Here is a 15158-nt window from a genome sequence, read left to right as displayed (position 1 = left end):
TAAAGAATATTAATTTGATTGAGTTAACTTATCTTGAGAGGCTTTTATTAATCCTTTAAATAAAGGATGAGGTTTGCCAGGTCTTGATAAAAACTCAGGATGATATTGACAGGCTAAGAAGTATGGATGATTTTCTAACTCAATTAACTCAACTAATCTGCCATCTGGTGATGTACCACTAATTTTGTATCCAGAATCTAAAAAACTTTGTTTGTAGTAATTATTAAATTCGTATCTATGCCGATGTCTCTCATAAATAACATCCTCATCATATAAGTTTTTTCCAGTTGTATTTTTTGTCAGTCTACATGGATAAACTCCAAGTCTCATTGTCCCACCTAAATCAACTACATCTTCCTGTTCTGGTAATAAATGTATCACTGGATTTGGAGTGTTTGGGTCTAGTTCTGAACTAGATGCATCTGGAAGATTAGCTACATTCCTGGCCCATTCAATAACTGCACATTGCATGCCAAGGCACAAACCTAAAAAGGGAATTTTATTTTCTCTTGCGAATTTTATAGCCGAAATTTTTCCATTTACTCCTCTATTACCAAATCCCCCGGGTACAACAATTGCATCAACTTCATTTAAGTAAGTTTCTGCTGAATTGTTTTCTATCATTTCAGCACTTACCCAATGTAAATCTAATAAAGCCCTTTGTTCAATGCATGCATGTCTTAAAGCTTCAACAACGGATAAATATGCATCTCCAAGTTCAATATATTTGCCTACAAGTGCAACTTTTATTGGATCTCCAGGATTTCTTAGGTTGTGTATTAGTTGCTCCCAATTTTTCAAATCACATTTTTTATCTTCAAGGTCTAAATACTTCAAGGTTTCTTTGCATAAACCTTCTTTTTTTAAAGAAAGAGGTACAGAATATATACTGTCTGCGTCTAAAGCTTCAATTACAGAGTTGATATTGACACCGCAAAAACCACTAAGCTTTTTTTTAAGAGCTTCATTGATAGATTTATCACTTCGGCATACAAGTAAATCTGGCTGAATTCCAATTGATCTTAATTCTTTCACTGAATGTTGTGTTGGTTTAGTTTTTATTTCGCCAGAGGTTTTGATGTAAGGAAGTAATGTTACGTGTATGTATGCAACATCGTTCCTATTGACATCATTTTTGAATTCTCTTATTGCCTCTAAAAAAGGTAGAGATTCAATATCACCAACTGTTCCACCAATTTCAGTAATAATAATATCTGCATTGCTGTTAGCGGCTACTCTATGAATCCTTTCTCTAATTTCTCCCGTTATGTGAGGTATTACTTGCACAGTTCCACCGTTATAATTGCCTCTTCTTTCTTTATTAATAACTGCTTGATAAATAGATCCAGTAGTCACACTATTTAACCTAGTCATTGCAGTATCAGTAAATCTTTCGTAGTGACCTAAATCTAGATCGGTTTCAGCCCCATCTTCGGTTACAAATACTTCTCCATGTTGAAAAGGGCTCATTGTTCCTGGATCAACATTTAGATATGGATCTAGTTTTAATATTGAAACACTATATCCTCTAGATTTTAATAATCTTCCTAAGCTTGCAGCTACAATCCCTTTACCAATGCTAGAAACTACTCCTCCAGTGACAAATACAAATTTTGACATTAAATATTTTTAATTAAGCACAGCCTCCTTATATTTTATTTAAACAAAAAACTTTTAGAACATCCATATATATTCTTATTCATCAATTGTTATTTCAATATCTAATTCTTTTAATTGTGATTCAGAGACATTGGAAGGTGCATTTGTGAGAAGACATTTTGCTTGTTGATTTTTTGGAAACGCAATGGTTTCTCTGATTGAATCTGCACCAATGATCAGCATTGTAATACGATCCAATCCAAACGCTATTCCACCATGAGGAGGAGCCCCCATTTCTAAGGCTTCTATTAAAAATCCAAATTTTTCATCAATCTCTTTATCAGTAAGTCCTACCGTTTTCAGAACCTGTCTTTGTAGGTTCGCCTCATGAATACGTAAAGAGCCACCTCCTAACTCTAATCCATTAAGAACTAAGTCATAAGCATTTGCTGTAGAGCTCTCAATTTCTTTTTTCAAGTTTTCAGAATCTTTAGATTTTATATTTTTTGGAGAACAAAAAGGATGATGTAAAGCTTCATATCTATTTTCATCTTCATTTCTCTCAAACATAGGGAAGTCAGTTACCCATAAGAAATTCCATTTGCTTTTATCTATGAGATTTAATTCTTTTGCGATATATTGTCTAACCCTATCTAATGACTGATTGACAATTTGTTTATCTCCAGCTCCTAAGAGGATTAAGTCTCCATCTTTTGCTTCTGTGATTTTTAAAATATCAGCTATATGCTCTTCACTTAAATTATTTTTAATTGCCCCAATAGTCTCAAGCTCATCTCCTTTGACCCTTATAAAGGCTAAACCACCAGCTCCTGCGTCTTGAGCTACTTTGAAGATGTCACCTCCCGGTTTAATTCTTACATTGCTAATACTTGAATTGCCTCCTTTGACTGTTATGGATTTTATATACCCTCCAGACTTAATTGCTTTGGTGAAAATATTAAATCCAATATTACCTAATACTCCTCCTAAATCTTTCAATAACATTTGATATCTAGTATCTGGTCTATCAGTGCCGTAATTATCCATTGCTGCCTGCCATGTCATTCTTGGAAAAGCATTATTAAAATTAATATTTAACACTTCTTTCCATATTTTTTTTATGAGACTTTCATTAAAAGAAATTATTTCTTCTTCACTAATAAAGCTCATCTCAATATCTAATTGAGTAAACTCTGGCTGTCTATCTGCCCTTAAGTCTTCATCACGGAAACATTTTGCGATTTGATAATACTTATCTAAGCCCCCAACCATTAAAAGTTGTTTAAAGAGTTGTGGGGATTGAGGTAAAGCAAAAAATTCTCCATTTGAAAGACGTGCAGGAACAAGAAAATCACGAGCCCCTTCAGGAGTTGACTTTGTAAGTAATGGGGTCTCTACTTCTGTAAATCCAAAATTATCAAGAAATTCTCTAGCAACTTTAATAATCTTATGTCTTTTTTTTAAATTTTCTAGTAATTTTCCCCTTCTTAAATCAAGGTATCTATATTTTAATCTGAGTTCTTCTTTTGTATTTTCATAATCATGTATAGATACTGGAAAAGGTAAGTTGTTTTTAATTTGGTTGAGAATTTGCAAATCTTTAACCTTAAGCTCTAACTCTCCAGTACTTAAATTTGTATTTATGGAATCTTTGGGCCTTTCATTAATAATTCCGCTGACCATTATTACTGTTTCATTTCTTAGAGTTTCTGCCTGTTTAAATAGATCTGCACCATCATCTGGGTTAATTGTTATTTGTAGGAATCCACTATGGTCTCTTAAATCAATAAAAATTACACCACCATGATCTCTTCTTCTATCTACCCATCCGCATAAATTAACTAATTTACCAATATCTGTATTATTGAGTTCTTCACAAATTTTGTTTCTCATCTAAGTATGGTTTATTTATCAATAACTTATAATAATTCTTTAAGGGCAAATTTAGTTAATAATTCTTTTTATAAAACGCTCTTTTTGTTATAACCCCGTTGAATTTTTTGCCTCTTATTAATATTTCAACTTCATTATTTATTAAGGCATGCGAAGTATTGATGTATGCAAAAGCAATAGCTTGATGTTTAGTTGGAGACCAACTGCCGCTAGTGATAGTTCCAATATTTTCATCACCTTTAAGCACTGCGCACCCTTTTCTTCCTATTGCTTTACCTTTTATAGAGAGACCAACTAACTTTTTTTGAATGCCTAATCTTGACTGTTCTTCAAGAACTCTTCTGCCAATGAATTCGTGATTATTTTCTAGATGTACTAGCCATCCTAACCCTGCTTCATATGGAGAAGTTTCTTCATTTATGTCTTGCCCATAAAGATGCATGCCTGCTTCAAGTCTAAGAGTATCTCTAGCTCCTAAACCACAAGGTGCAACATTTTTAGAAATTAAGAAATCCCATAAATTAATTGCTGCTTTTTTAGATAAAAGTATTTCTAGACCATTTTCCCCCGTATAGCCTGTCTTTGAAAAGAAAATTTTTTCCTTAGGGGAAATATGTTCAAAAATTTTATATTCGCATCCAAAGTTAGGGATATGTGAGATCGAAGATTCAATCCATTCTTCAAATAAACCGAATGAGTTTTTTCCCTGTAGTGCTAAAAGTACTTTGTCTTTTTTAAAGTTTGTTATCGAAATTTCAGACATATTTAAATTATTTTTTATCCACTGAAAATCTTCTTCATATCTACTTGCATTAACTATTAACAATAATTCTGATATGTCATTTTTTTGTATACCAAGGTCATAAATTATTAAGTCATCTATTATTCCTCCTTTATCATTGAGCATTACTGTATAAAGCCCCTGACCTTCACAAAAGGAGTATAAATTAGTAGGAAAAAGTTTTTGAATATAATCCTTTGGATTGATTCCCTTGATAGAAATCACACCCATGTGAGAAATATCAAATAATCCTGCTGAATATCTAACTGATTCATGCTCTTTAATTAATCCTGAAAATGATATGGGCATTTCCCAACCTGCAAAATCCACTAATTTTGCATTGGATTCAACATATTTTGAATAAAGAGGACTTTTTAGCAAATCCATGAAATATTTAGTTTCTATTTAGTATTTATACACTTTAGTTTAGAAATTTTTTATTGCATATTTTCTAATGACAAAATTAAGCTTCTAAGTACTTTGGCTGCAACTATGCTACTTACTCCGCTTCTATCAATTTCTGGAGATAATTCCACAATATCTGATCCCACGATTCTAAGGTTTTTTAAAGTTTTAAGTATCTCTTCAAAATCATTCCAAAAAAATCCTCCCGGTTCTGGAGTGCCCGTCCCTGCTAATAAACTGGGATCAAACCAATCTAAATCTATTGTTAAATAGATTGGACACTTAGCGTATGGAAGAAGAGCTTGTTTTAACTCATATGCATTTCCGCCTGGACAAAAGTTAACTAATTGGTTGTTGTTATGCATAATTTCAAATTCTTCCTTAGTCCCACTTCTAATTCCTACTTGCAAAATTTTCTTTTCAGGTAGCACTTCTAAGCACCTTTTCATAGTACAAGCATGACTATGTTCATTTCCTATATATGATTCTCTTAAATCTGCATGAGCATCAAGTTGAACCAATATCAAATCTGGATATTTTTTTACTAATGCTTCAATTGCACCTCTTGTAATAGAGTGTTCGCCGCCGAGCATAATAGGACTAAGGCGTTTACTGATTAAATAATTTGTTGCTGATTTAACCGATTCAATAACGGACTTTGAGTCATTTTTATCAATTAGTATTGATCCAAAATCAACATACATAATATCCTCTAAGTCTTTTTTAATTTTTGGACAATATGTTTCTAAACAAGAACTGACTTGTCTTATTGCTTCTGGACCAAATCTTGCTCCTGGTTTAAACGAACATGTCCCGTCATAATTAACTCCAAATATTCCAATTGAGCAATTTTCGGGACTTCTTTTTGCTCCCATATAAATTGCATTTTCGTTATCAAATAAATTTTTTGTCATCTTATGAATCTAGTTCTTTTACAATTTTATTTGGCATCATTTTGAATGCTGCATTTTGAAAATTTAAATTCCAAATTTCACATCCTTTTTCTATTTTTACGACTTCATCATAATTTTGCTTTGATAAACTTAGATCTTCTGAAGAAGCAAATGTCCAACTCCAAATCCCGCTTGGATATATAGGCACAAAGGAATACATAGTTTCAGAAACTTTAAATATATTTTTTAGGCTTTTCAAAATATTTATGTGAATATTTTTGAAGGATTCAGGAGATTCGCTTTGAGTTGCTAATATCCCCGATGGTGCAAGTATTCTTTCACATTCTTTATAAAAAGAATGTGAAAATAATAAATTTGAAAATTCTGAGGGATCTGAACAATCTATAAATATAACGTCGTAAAAATTATCTTTTGTTTTTTCTACCCATTTAACGCCATCATCAATATGTATTTCTAATCTTTTGTCATTCCATGCTTCGCCTGCAATTTCTTTTAGAAATTTTTTAGATATTTTGATTACCTCCTCATCAATTTCTACTAGATCAATTTTTGATATTTTAGAATATTTAACGCATTCTCTTACAGTACCACCGTCACCACCGCCAATAATTAGTACATTAGATTTTTCGTCAATGCTACTTAATGCAGGATGCACAAGACACTCATGATAATATTTCTCGTCTTTTAATGATGTCATCCAGCAACCATCTAACATTAAAGCTTTACCATAATATTCATTTTCAATAACAATAATTTCTTGATATTTTGAGGTTTTTTTAAATAGAATTTTCCCATTTAGGCCGAATCTTGAGCCTTTATGATATTCATCTATCCATGTTGTAATATCTGTCATTTGCTTTTAGGAATTTTTCCCGCCAGTTTTTGTTTGGCTATTTGCCAAAGCCGTTGAAAGTCTTTAGGAGTTTGTTTTTTAATATTATCTCCTGCATGCTCTTCGACGATTGAAAATCTGTCTAAAAATTTTATATTAGTTTTTTGAAGAGCTGATTCAGGATTAATCTTTAAAAAGTTTGAGAGATTGAGAAGGGTAAAGTAAATATCCCCAAATTCATTTTTTATCTCTGAATCATTTTTACTTTTAATTGCTTCCTTTAATTCATTAATCTCTTCTTCTAACTTTTTAAAAATTTCATCAGTACTTCCCCACTTGAAACCATGTTCCTTAACAACATTTGTGATTTTATCTGTTCCAACTGTTGGAGGTAAATTTTTAATTTTCAAATTTAAATTTCTACTAATTGAAGATTTCATATGAGGTGCTTCTTTTTCTAAATTTTTTATATTCAACCAAATCTGTTGTGATTTTTTTAATGATACTTTTTCTTTTTTGTTAAAAATATATGGATGTCTATAAATAATTTTCTTGTTTAGATTTTTTATAACATCATTTAGTGTAAATTCTTTTTCTTCGTAACCGATTTCAGAATGAAGCATTACTTGTAATAAAAGATCTCCTAACTCCTCACATATGTTAACTGCATTTTTTTCATATATCGCATCTATAAATTCATTACTTTCTTCATACAAAAATGGGATCAACGATATATGAGACTGTATTTTCTGCCAAGGGCAGCCCCAAGATTTATCTTTTAATGCTTTGATATTAGATATTAAGATTTTAAAACTATTTATAGTCTCTAAATCGGAATTTTTTTCCAATTTATATCTATTGTTTGAGGACATTAGGATATATTTTATTAATTAAATTTTGCCTCAATCATGAAATATTTAAATACTTAGTATAAATTTTTCAACTTCATCTATTAGAATGATCTATTATAAGGGCGATTAGCTCAGCGGTAGAGCGCCTGCCTTACAAGCAGGATGTCCCTGGTTCGAACCCTGGATCGCCCATTTATTAATTTTCTAATGACTGAGATCGTCAATCTTGCAATCAGTCAAAGTGCTGCTTCAGAACTATCTAGGCAAGCTTCTTTTGGAGGTTCTCCAGGAGAGATGTCGATTGATTTAGTGGAGGATAAAAATTGTTCCGAAGGATGGATGCATATTAAATTAAGGCCAGGTACATTTAATGGATCCCCTATTTCAAGAACTGAAGGAGTAACTTTATACGCGGATGTAAAAAAGTTTAATTTACTGAAAGATTTAAAATTAGATTATTACGGTGATTTGAGCGGTGGTGGATTTCTTATTTCAACACCAAAAAATGCAAAACGTTGTTCTTGTGGTTCTGGTTTCAAACTTTTGTAGAATGGATGTGTCTTTTTTGGCAAACTAATATTATTTTCATAATTAGCTGTTCTCAAGATAAAATAAACAAAAAGTTTATTGAAATAAAATTTGCACATGACCGAGATTAATGATCAATTATCTTTAGAGAATTATTCACCTTTTGAAGTAGAGAAAAAGTGGCAAGAAAAATGGGAAATTCTTAAGGCGTTTAGTCCTAACCCTGAGGATGATGGTGAGCCTTTTTGTGTTGTTATTCCGCCACCAAATGTAACTGGATCTTTGCATATGGGGCATGCATTTAATACGGCTTTGATAGATGTTGTAGTACGTTTTCAAAGACTTTTAGGTAAGAATGTTTTGTGTTTACCGGGAACTGATCATGCTTCAATAGCTGTTCAAACTATTCTCGAAAAACAATTAAAAAGTGAAGGCAAAACAAGCGAGGATATTGGAAGAGATGAATTTCTTAAAAGAGCATGGAACTGGAAAGAACAAAGTGGTGGAAGAATAGTTTCTCAATTAAAAAGGATAGGATATTCAGTAGACTGGACTAGAGAAAGATTTACTCTTGATCAAAAATTAAATGAAGCAGTTATTGAGGCTTTTAATATTCTCTATAAAAAGAATTTAATTTATAGAGGCGAATATTTGGTTAATTGGTGCCCTGAATCTCAATCTGCCGTAAGTGACCTTGAAGTTGAAATGCAAGAAGTAAATGGTCATTTATGGCATTTTAAATACCCTTTAATTTCTGAAAGTGGTGAACACTTAGATAAGTACTTAGAAGTTGCAACAACAAGACCAGAAACTCTTTTGGGCGATACTGCTGTGGCAGTTAATCCTGATGATGATAGATATAAAGAATTTATTGGAGTCAAAGTAAAAGTTCCTTTCGTCGATAGAGAAATACCTATTATCGCTGATTCACATGTTGATAAGGATTTTGGTACGGGTTGTGTGAAGGTTACTCCAGCCCATGATCCAAATGATTTTGCAATAGGAAAAAGGCATAATTTAAAACAGATTAATGTAATGAACAAGGATGGAACTTTAAATATTAATGCAGGTATTTTTCAAAATTTAGATAGATATGAGGCTAGAAAGAAAATTATCAAAGAATTGGATAACTTAGGCCTTTTGACAAAGATAGAGGATTATAAACATACTGTTCCTTTTTCTGATAGAGGTAAGGTGCCAATTGAACCTTTATTGTCAACACAATGGTTTTTGAAAATGGATGATATATCACAGGGATGTCTTAATGAAATTGATTCTAAAAAACCATCGTTTATTCCTCCACGCTGGGAGAAAGTTTATAAGGATTGGTTAGAAAATATTAATGATTGGTGTATCAGTCGGCAATTGTGGTGGGGGCACCAAATACCAGCCTGGTATGTTTTAGATGAATCTCAAGACTCAATAGAACAAAATACTCCATACATCGTCGCAAGAAATGAAGAGGATGCCTTAATCGAAGCTAATAAAAAATTTGGATTAAATATTAAATTGGTTCGTGATAAAGATGTTTTGGATACATGGTTTTCAAGTGGTTTGTGGCCTTTCTCAACCCTTGGTTGGCCAAACACAAATGATCCGGATTTTAAAAAATGGTATCCAAATAGTGTTCTTGTTACTGGTTTCGATATTATTTTCTTCTGGGTAGCAAGAATGACAATGATGGGGAATACTTTTACAAATAATATTCCTTTTAATGATGTATATATTCATGGTCTAGTTCGAGATGAAAATAATAAAAAAATGAGTAAAAGTTCAGGTAATGGTATTGATCCAATACTATTAATTGATAAATATGGTTCTGATGCTCTACGATTTGCTTTAATTCGAGAAGTTGCAGGCGCTGGACAAGATATCCGCCTTGATTTTGATAGGAAAAAAGATACATCTTCAACTGTTGAAGCTTCAAGAAATTTTGCGAATAAATTATGGAATGCAACTAAATTTGTGTTAATTAATAAAACTTCTAATAATAATTATTCGCTTAATGAGAGTGATGAAACTTCTTTAGAGTTATGTGATAAGTGGATATTATCGAAATTGAATCAGGTAAATATAAAAGTCGCTGGTTTGTTGAAAGAATATAAATTGGGAGAATCTGCGAAACTTCTATATGAATTTACGTGGAATGATTTTTGTGACTGGTATGTAGAATTTGCTAAACAAAGATTTAATAATAAAGAGACTAAAAATAGACAAATATCTGAGAAAGTTTTAATAAAAGTGCTCAATGATATTTTGGTAATGATTCATCCTTTTATGCCGCACATAACTGAGGAACTTTGGCATGTGCTGCAACTAAAACCAGACAATTTATTATTATCTCTTCAAAAATGGCCAATTCACGAAAATAAATTTGTTGATAATAAGCTTGATAATTCCTTTCAGCAACTCTTTGAAATTATTAGACTGATTAGAAATTTGAGAGCTGAGTTAGGTCTCAAGCCATCAGAAAAAGTTCCCGTATATTTAATTTCAGAGAATGATGAATTGATTGATTTTTTAAAAACTTTAGTTGATGATATTCAAACCTTAACTAAATCTTCTGAAGTATTTATTTTTAAAACTAATGCTGTTGATAAAAAAGAGTTTGCTAAATCTTTTTCCGGGATAATTAGTGATTTAGAGGTTTACTTACCTTTTCAGGATTTTGTAAATATAGATTCATTAAAGGAAAGGTTAAATAAGGATTTAAAAAAGGTGACTATCGAATTAGAAAATTTAAATAAGAGATTATCTAATAAAAATTTCGTTGATAAGGCTCCAAAAGATATTGTTGACGAATGCAGATTTAAATTAAATGAGGGTTCGGTACAGAAGGAAAGAATTACTAAAAAACTCGAACTTTTGAATTGAGAATGAATATACTTCTTGAAAATATTTATAATTTGTCTTTTTTTTTTAATACTGGTTTTGGGATTTTTTCGTTTGTTTGTATTTATATTTTAATTGTTTTATTAATACTTCCAGCCTCTTGGTTATCTCTATTATCAGGTTTTTTATATGGCTCATATTTAGGATCAATTATCGTTTTCATTTCCGCTTCAATAGGAGCATCAGTTGCTTTTTTTGTATCAAAAAGTTTTTTTGCAAAAAAGCTAAAAAATCTTTTTAGCCGTTATCCAAGATTAAGTGTCATGGAAAAAGTAGTAGAAAAAGGCGGACTTAAATTAATTTTTTTAGCGAGATTATCGCCCATATTTCCATTCAGTATTCTTAATTATTTTTATGGTTTGAATAATGTTAAATTTAGAGATTTCGCTCTTGGTCTTCTTGGAATAATTCCAGGAACTTTTCTTTATTGCTCAATAGGTAGTTTGGCAAAAAGTATTCAGGAGTTAAAAAATGTGCAATCACCAAATAATTTATATATTACAAGCATTGGAATTATTTCAACTTTTTTAGTTGTATATTTCTCAGCTAAATACTCCAGAGAATATTTTGAAAAATCTTAAGAATTTACTCTTTAATATTCCAATCTCTAATTGATGCAATTAAGATAAACCACAAAAGCCTTAATTTACCTAGTAAAGTTTTGTTGGCTTCTAATTCGATATATTTTGCCTGTCCACAAGGTGTTTTTATAAAGCTGAAAACTGTTTTCTTCGTCATAAGTCTCTCAAAAAGTCCTCATAATTACTCTTATATTTTATAGCTAAAATTTTTATTTTTTTATTTAAAAACCACATTTTTCTTTGACTTCTTTGTTGAATATTATTTTTTAGAATTTAAACTTTTTCTCCTTCTTTAAATCCTCTAAAGCATTTAAATCTAGGAAATCTAAGACTAAAGGTAACTGCATCCTTTGACTTGGTTTTTGCATCAGCTCTGATTTCTACAAGTTGACCAACGAGATGATTACGTTTTGACCAATATTCTTCACGTTGGATATCACTAAATCCGCTTCCGCAACTAAGACTGTATTCATACCCATCATCTTCTCCTTCTACCAGGATTGCTCCCAGTCTTCCTTTGTTGCGACCTGTACCTTCCTCAACCGATATAACTTTTAAAGTAACTTCAATAAAAGGTTTTGCTTTTAACCAACTGTGTGTTCTTTTACATTCATACATAGCATCAGGATCTTTAATCATTACTCCTTCATACCCACCTTCTACAGCAGATTTATTCAGCTCTACAAATCTTTTTTGTCCTTCAATAGTGTCGAGATCTACATTTTCCCATTCAAGTGTTTGTATATGTTTTAGAAGCATAGAATGTTTTGCTACCCATTCTTTTACTAATAAACTTCTTTTTGTTTGACTAGTATTCCATCTCCCTTTTTGAAAGTTTTCCAGGGGACATAAGTCAAATAAGTGGAGAACTGCGTCTTTGGTTTGTTTGCCATCTTTTCTATGTACCTGTTTCATTAAATCTTGAAAGTTAGAGCTCATCACTTCACCATCGAGTACTAAGTCATAAGGTGCTGGGTCTTCTTTTAAGGCGTTTTCTAGTTCCGAGATAATATGACCAAAATTGTGGAATTGTTTCCCATTACGAGAAAACATTTCTACTTTATTTTGTCTAATTATAGTTAAGACGCGTACACCATCTAATTTGATTTCAATTTGCTTTTTTCCTATCATTTTTTTTTCATGATTTGCACTGTCATGAGCTAAAGGACAAGAAAAAATAGGAATAGCATATTTGGGAAATTTCTTTGCTATCTTGTTGATTGTTTTTTCAGATACACCACATCTAAGATCTTTAATTAAAACTCGTCTATAAAATCCATTCCACTCTTCTTTTGTTGCAGATTCCATAGCCTTAAGAATTGCATCACGAGCAGCATGACCAGTAAGTTCTCTTTGAATAAGCTTATTGGCTAATTTTCTAAAATCTTCCCATAAAAAATTTTTACTTTTTTCAGTCTCTTTCTCAGGGACAATTTTTACACCAAAAGTTACCAATGGATCAAGTGCCATACGTATACCTTCAAAAAAATCATCTAGACCTTCTTCCATTGCTTCTAAAATGATTTTTTCTTTATCTAATCTACTGGGGTGTAATTCTAATTGATGTATTATTTCTTGTTTAAACAATTTTTTTTGCCTCACAAGAAATTATTAATTCACTTTAGCTATTCTGTCTATTTTCCAATCATTGTCAGTTTTTGCAAAAGTAAAATCTAATGGGAGCTCATCTTGTTTGTCTTCTGATTTTAAATTCAAAGTTATTATGATTTGATCTTCTTGGACTCTAGGTCTTCCTGATTTTAAATTTCTGTATTTGTTGAGGTTTAAACTAGCTAAAAATTTAAGAAAGTCTTGTCGTTTTACATGAGTTTTATAAGTTTTTGTAGTCAAACCATAGGCTGCATCAATTCTGCCAGCAGCTATTTGATCGAAAAACTTTCTTACTAATGGATTAATTCCTCTGGCGCTTATAACTAATTTGACTGCATTAAAAGTCCAAAAAGAAACTAGTACAGCTCCTCCAACTAATAATGCTTTAATTCCGATATCTTTAACTAATGTTGCATCCATGTTAATTTTACTTTTTTATTACTTTAAGAAAAGAAATCGTTTTTGATGGCTTTTTTGTCAAAATAATACTAATTTTAATCCATAATGCCTGTAATTCCTCTTTTACCATTATTTCATAGATTTAATAGCCAATATTTTGAAAATTCTTTAACGGTTAATAATCAACCTTTAGTAAAAGTTAGATGGAGTGATAATAGATTAAAAACTACTGCTGGTTTTTATAAAAGAAAACGTATTAATGGTTTTATAGATTCTGAAATTATCTTATCGAAACCTATCTTGAGTAAATTATCCAATAGTGAAATAAACAGTACTTTATGTCATGAAATGATACATGCATGGGTAGATAGGATATTAAAGAAAAATGAGATACACGGTCCAAATTTCCTAGAAAAGATGCATGAAATTAATTCAAAAGAGAAGAATTTTCAAATTGCTGTAAGGCACTCATTTCCTATAGAAAGGAGAGAATTAAAATACACAGGAACTTGTCAACATTGTGGTGAGAAATTTTTTTATAGAAAAAGAATAAAGAATATAGCCTGTAAAAAATGTTGTGTAAATTTCTTTAATGGATCATGGAATAAAAAGTGTTTAATTTTGTTTGATTAGAAATAATTTAGATGTGTTTTTGTTTCTATCTTTGGAATTATTTATTTTTTTAATGTAATTTATATCTTAAAAAGAACAATAATTTATGGATTCAAGGAGAATTAGAAATCTTAGAAATAGTTTTGATAGAAATCTTGTTGATAAACAAGTTGATAAAATTTTTGAAACTGGAAGACAATTCGTTGATGGAGTATCTGGTGCTAGGCCAGGTAAAAGAAGGAACTCAGATTTTCAAGGAATAACAAGTAAGAGTGTTAAAAAAGTAGGAAGATGGGTATCTGAAAAAGTGGATTTATTTTTTGATGAAGATAATGATGATTGGAATGATGAGAATTTTTACGATGATAATAGCGATATTAAGACATTTTCCAGAGAATCAAATTCTTATGAATCTGCTAGACAGCACTCAAAAAGACCTTTGGAAGCAATATCTTTAAGGCAACAAAAAAATTTGCAGGCAACTGAGCAAAAAAAATTACCCTACGTGAAAGAGACTAAGGACGAAGATTGGCCAGATGAAATGGATTTCAAAGTTGAAAGATGGCAAAGAGCTTCAGAAAAAGAGATTAATACTTCGAGGGATCAATCAAACCAACAAGTTCAATCAAAATCAAGAAATCTTCCCAGATCAAGAAGAAGAAGAAGAGTATAGTTTCGTGAATTCTTTAATTCCTGAATAGCCTAGTAAACTTTCTAAATGTGGATTAAATACTTCTCTAATAATTGTTAGAGGCTTTTTGTCTCGAAAAAATCTATAATTTCTTGACCAGAATGGGCCTTTAAAACAAAATTGATCTTCTAACCAATTTGAATTAACAAGTGAAATTCGATCAACTTCTCTAAACAATTCCGATCTGTCTTGTGTTAAATTTTTCCAAATTGGTTCTTCTTTGGCTTTTAAATTTTCATTCACTTGTTCCGCATTCCACCAACTTTCAGCCCATGCTAGGTTTTTATTATTGTTTTTAATCCATACTTGTCTTCTAATTAAAGGTCCATTTAACTGATTTAATTCTTTAGGTCCTTCTGAGATGAATAGAGGGTCTACTTGCATTGAAATTAATTTAATTTTCGTCTCTTGATTAGTTAAAAGCTGTAAATGTCTAGTTGGACTTCCATCCCCAAGCAGCATTAATTTCCATGGACCAGATATTTTTGGTAATGAATTTTTCACTAAAAAAGTAGAGGCTTTTTCTTCCCATAAAATTTTTGGTGATTTAAAAAGTTTATTATTCAGTG

At 31.2% G+C, this 15158-nt stretch carries 15 protein-coding genes and 1 tRNA gene; 6 read left to right on the top strand and 10 right to left on the bottom strand.

What is annotated here, in order from left to right:
- Positions 1–9 precede the first annotated feature (9 nt).
- The 6 genes from A9601_RS18080 to mazG form a co-directional block, all read right to left on the bottom strand.
- Positions 10–1620: a CTP synthase gene (locus A9601_RS18080; RefSeq protein WP_011819300.1), complete on the bottom strand. Its 1611-nt coding sequence runs from the start codon at positions 1618–1620 to the stop codon at positions 10–12.
- Between the two features lie 75 nt (positions 1621–1695).
- Positions 1696–3492: an aspartate--tRNA ligase gene (gene aspS / locus A9601_RS18075; RefSeq protein WP_011819299.1), complete on the bottom strand. Its 1797-nt coding sequence runs from the start codon at positions 3490–3492 to the stop codon at positions 1696–1698.
- A gap of 55 nt (positions 3493–3547) precedes the next feature.
- Complete coding sequence (gene gcvT, locus A9601_RS18070; RefSeq protein ID WP_011819298.1) at positions 3548–4660, bottom strand: glycine cleavage system aminomethyltransferase GcvT; 1113 nt, start codon at positions 4658–4660, stop codon at positions 3548–3550.
- Between the two features lie 50 nt (positions 4661–4710).
- Positions 4711–5592 carry an agmatinase gene (gene speB, locus A9601_RS18065; protein WP_011819297.1) on the bottom strand — a complete coding sequence of 294 codons (882 nt, stop codon included), beginning with the start codon at positions 5590–5592 and terminating at the stop codon, positions 4711–4713.
- A gap of 1 nt (position 5593) precedes the next feature.
- Complete coding sequence (gene speE, locus A9601_RS18060; RefSeq protein WP_011819296.1) at positions 5594–6445, bottom strand: polyamine aminopropyltransferase; 852 nt, start codon at positions 6443–6445, stop codon at positions 5594–5596.
- Positions 6442–7296 carry a nucleoside triphosphate pyrophosphohydrolase gene (gene mazG / locus A9601_RS18055; RefSeq protein ID WP_011819295.1) on the bottom strand — a complete coding sequence of 285 codons (855 nt, stop codon included), beginning with the start codon at positions 7294–7296 and terminating at the stop codon, positions 6442–6444. The genes speE and mazG overlap by 4 nt, the downstream gene beginning before the upstream one ends.
- 99 nt (positions 7297–7395) lie before the next feature.
- Between mazG and A9601_RS18050 the strand changes: the two genes are divergently transcribed.
- From A9601_RS18050 to A9601_RS18035, 4 genes are all read left to right on the top strand, one after another.
- Positions 7396–7467, top strand: a tRNA-Val gene (locus A9601_RS18050).
- Entirely contained in the window at positions 7438–7824 is a 387-nt protein-coding gene (locus A9601_RS18045; RefSeq protein WP_011819294.1) for an AIR synthase, read from the top strand. Before A9601_RS18050 ends, A9601_RS18045 begins: the two co-directional genes overlap by 30 nt.
- A gap of 96 nt (positions 7825–7920) precedes the next feature.
- Positions 7921–10677: a valine--tRNA ligase gene (locus A9601_RS18040; protein ID WP_011819293.1), complete on the top strand. Its 2757-nt coding sequence runs from the start codon at positions 7921–7923 to the stop codon at positions 10675–10677.
- 2 nt (positions 10678–10679) lie between these two features.
- On the top strand, positions 10680–11276 hold the full coding sequence (locus A9601_RS18035; RefSeq protein WP_041484576.1) for a TVP38/TMEM64 family protein: 597 nt from the start codon (positions 10680–10682) through the stop codon (positions 11274–11276).
- 4 nt (positions 11277–11280) lie between these two features.
- Here the strand turns inward: A9601_RS18035 and A9601_RS18855 are convergent, their stop codons facing one another.
- The 3 genes from A9601_RS18855 to A9601_RS18025 form a co-directional block, all read right to left on the bottom strand.
- Positions 11281–11433: a hypothetical protein gene (locus tag A9601_RS18855; protein WP_011819291.1), complete on the bottom strand. Its 153-nt coding sequence runs from the start codon at positions 11431–11433 to the stop codon at positions 11281–11283.
- A gap of 116 nt (positions 11434–11549) precedes the next feature.
- The gene (locus A9601_RS18030) at positions 11550–12863 is read right to left on the bottom strand and encodes an RNA ligase family protein (RefSeq protein WP_011819290.1); all 1314 of its coding nucleotides are present in this window, start codon (positions 12861–12863) and stop codon (positions 11550–11552) included.
- 24 nt (positions 12864–12887) lie between these two features.
- Positions 12888–13307: a hypothetical protein gene (locus tag A9601_RS18025; RefSeq protein WP_011819289.1), complete on the bottom strand. Its 420-nt coding sequence runs from the start codon at positions 13305–13307 to the stop codon at positions 12888–12890.
- 84 nt (positions 13308–13391) lie between these two features.
- On the opposite strand from A9601_RS18025, the gene A9601_RS18020 reads away from it, so the two are divergent.
- Positions 13392–13919: a SprT family zinc-dependent metalloprotease gene (locus tag A9601_RS18020; RefSeq protein ID WP_011819288.1), complete on the top strand. Its 528-nt coding sequence runs from the start codon at positions 13392–13394 to the stop codon at positions 13917–13919.
- Positions 13920–14004: 85 nt separating this feature from the next.
- Positions 14005–14571, top strand: a complete 567-nt coding sequence (locus A9601_RS18015; RefSeq protein WP_011819287.1) for a hypothetical protein — start codon at positions 14005–14007, stop codon at positions 14569–14571.
- Here A9601_RS18015 and A9601_RS18010 read toward each other — a convergent pair.
- Positions 14548–15126, bottom strand: coding sequence for a chorismate lyase (locus A9601_RS18010; RefSeq protein ID WP_193328906.1), 579 nt, complete (start codon positions 15124–15126; stop codon positions 14548–14550). The genes A9601_RS18015 and A9601_RS18010 overlap by 24 nt on opposite strands.
- Positions 15127–15158: the final 32 nt, after the last annotated feature.

The sequence above is a fragment of the Prochlorococcus marinus str. AS9601 genome (genome assembly GCF_000015645.1).
Classification (GTDB): domain Bacteria; phylum Cyanobacteriota; class Cyanobacteriia; order PCC-6307; family Cyanobiaceae; genus Prochlorococcus_A; species Prochlorococcus_A marinus_O.
This window is presented reverse-complemented; position numbering and strand designations above follow the sequence as displayed.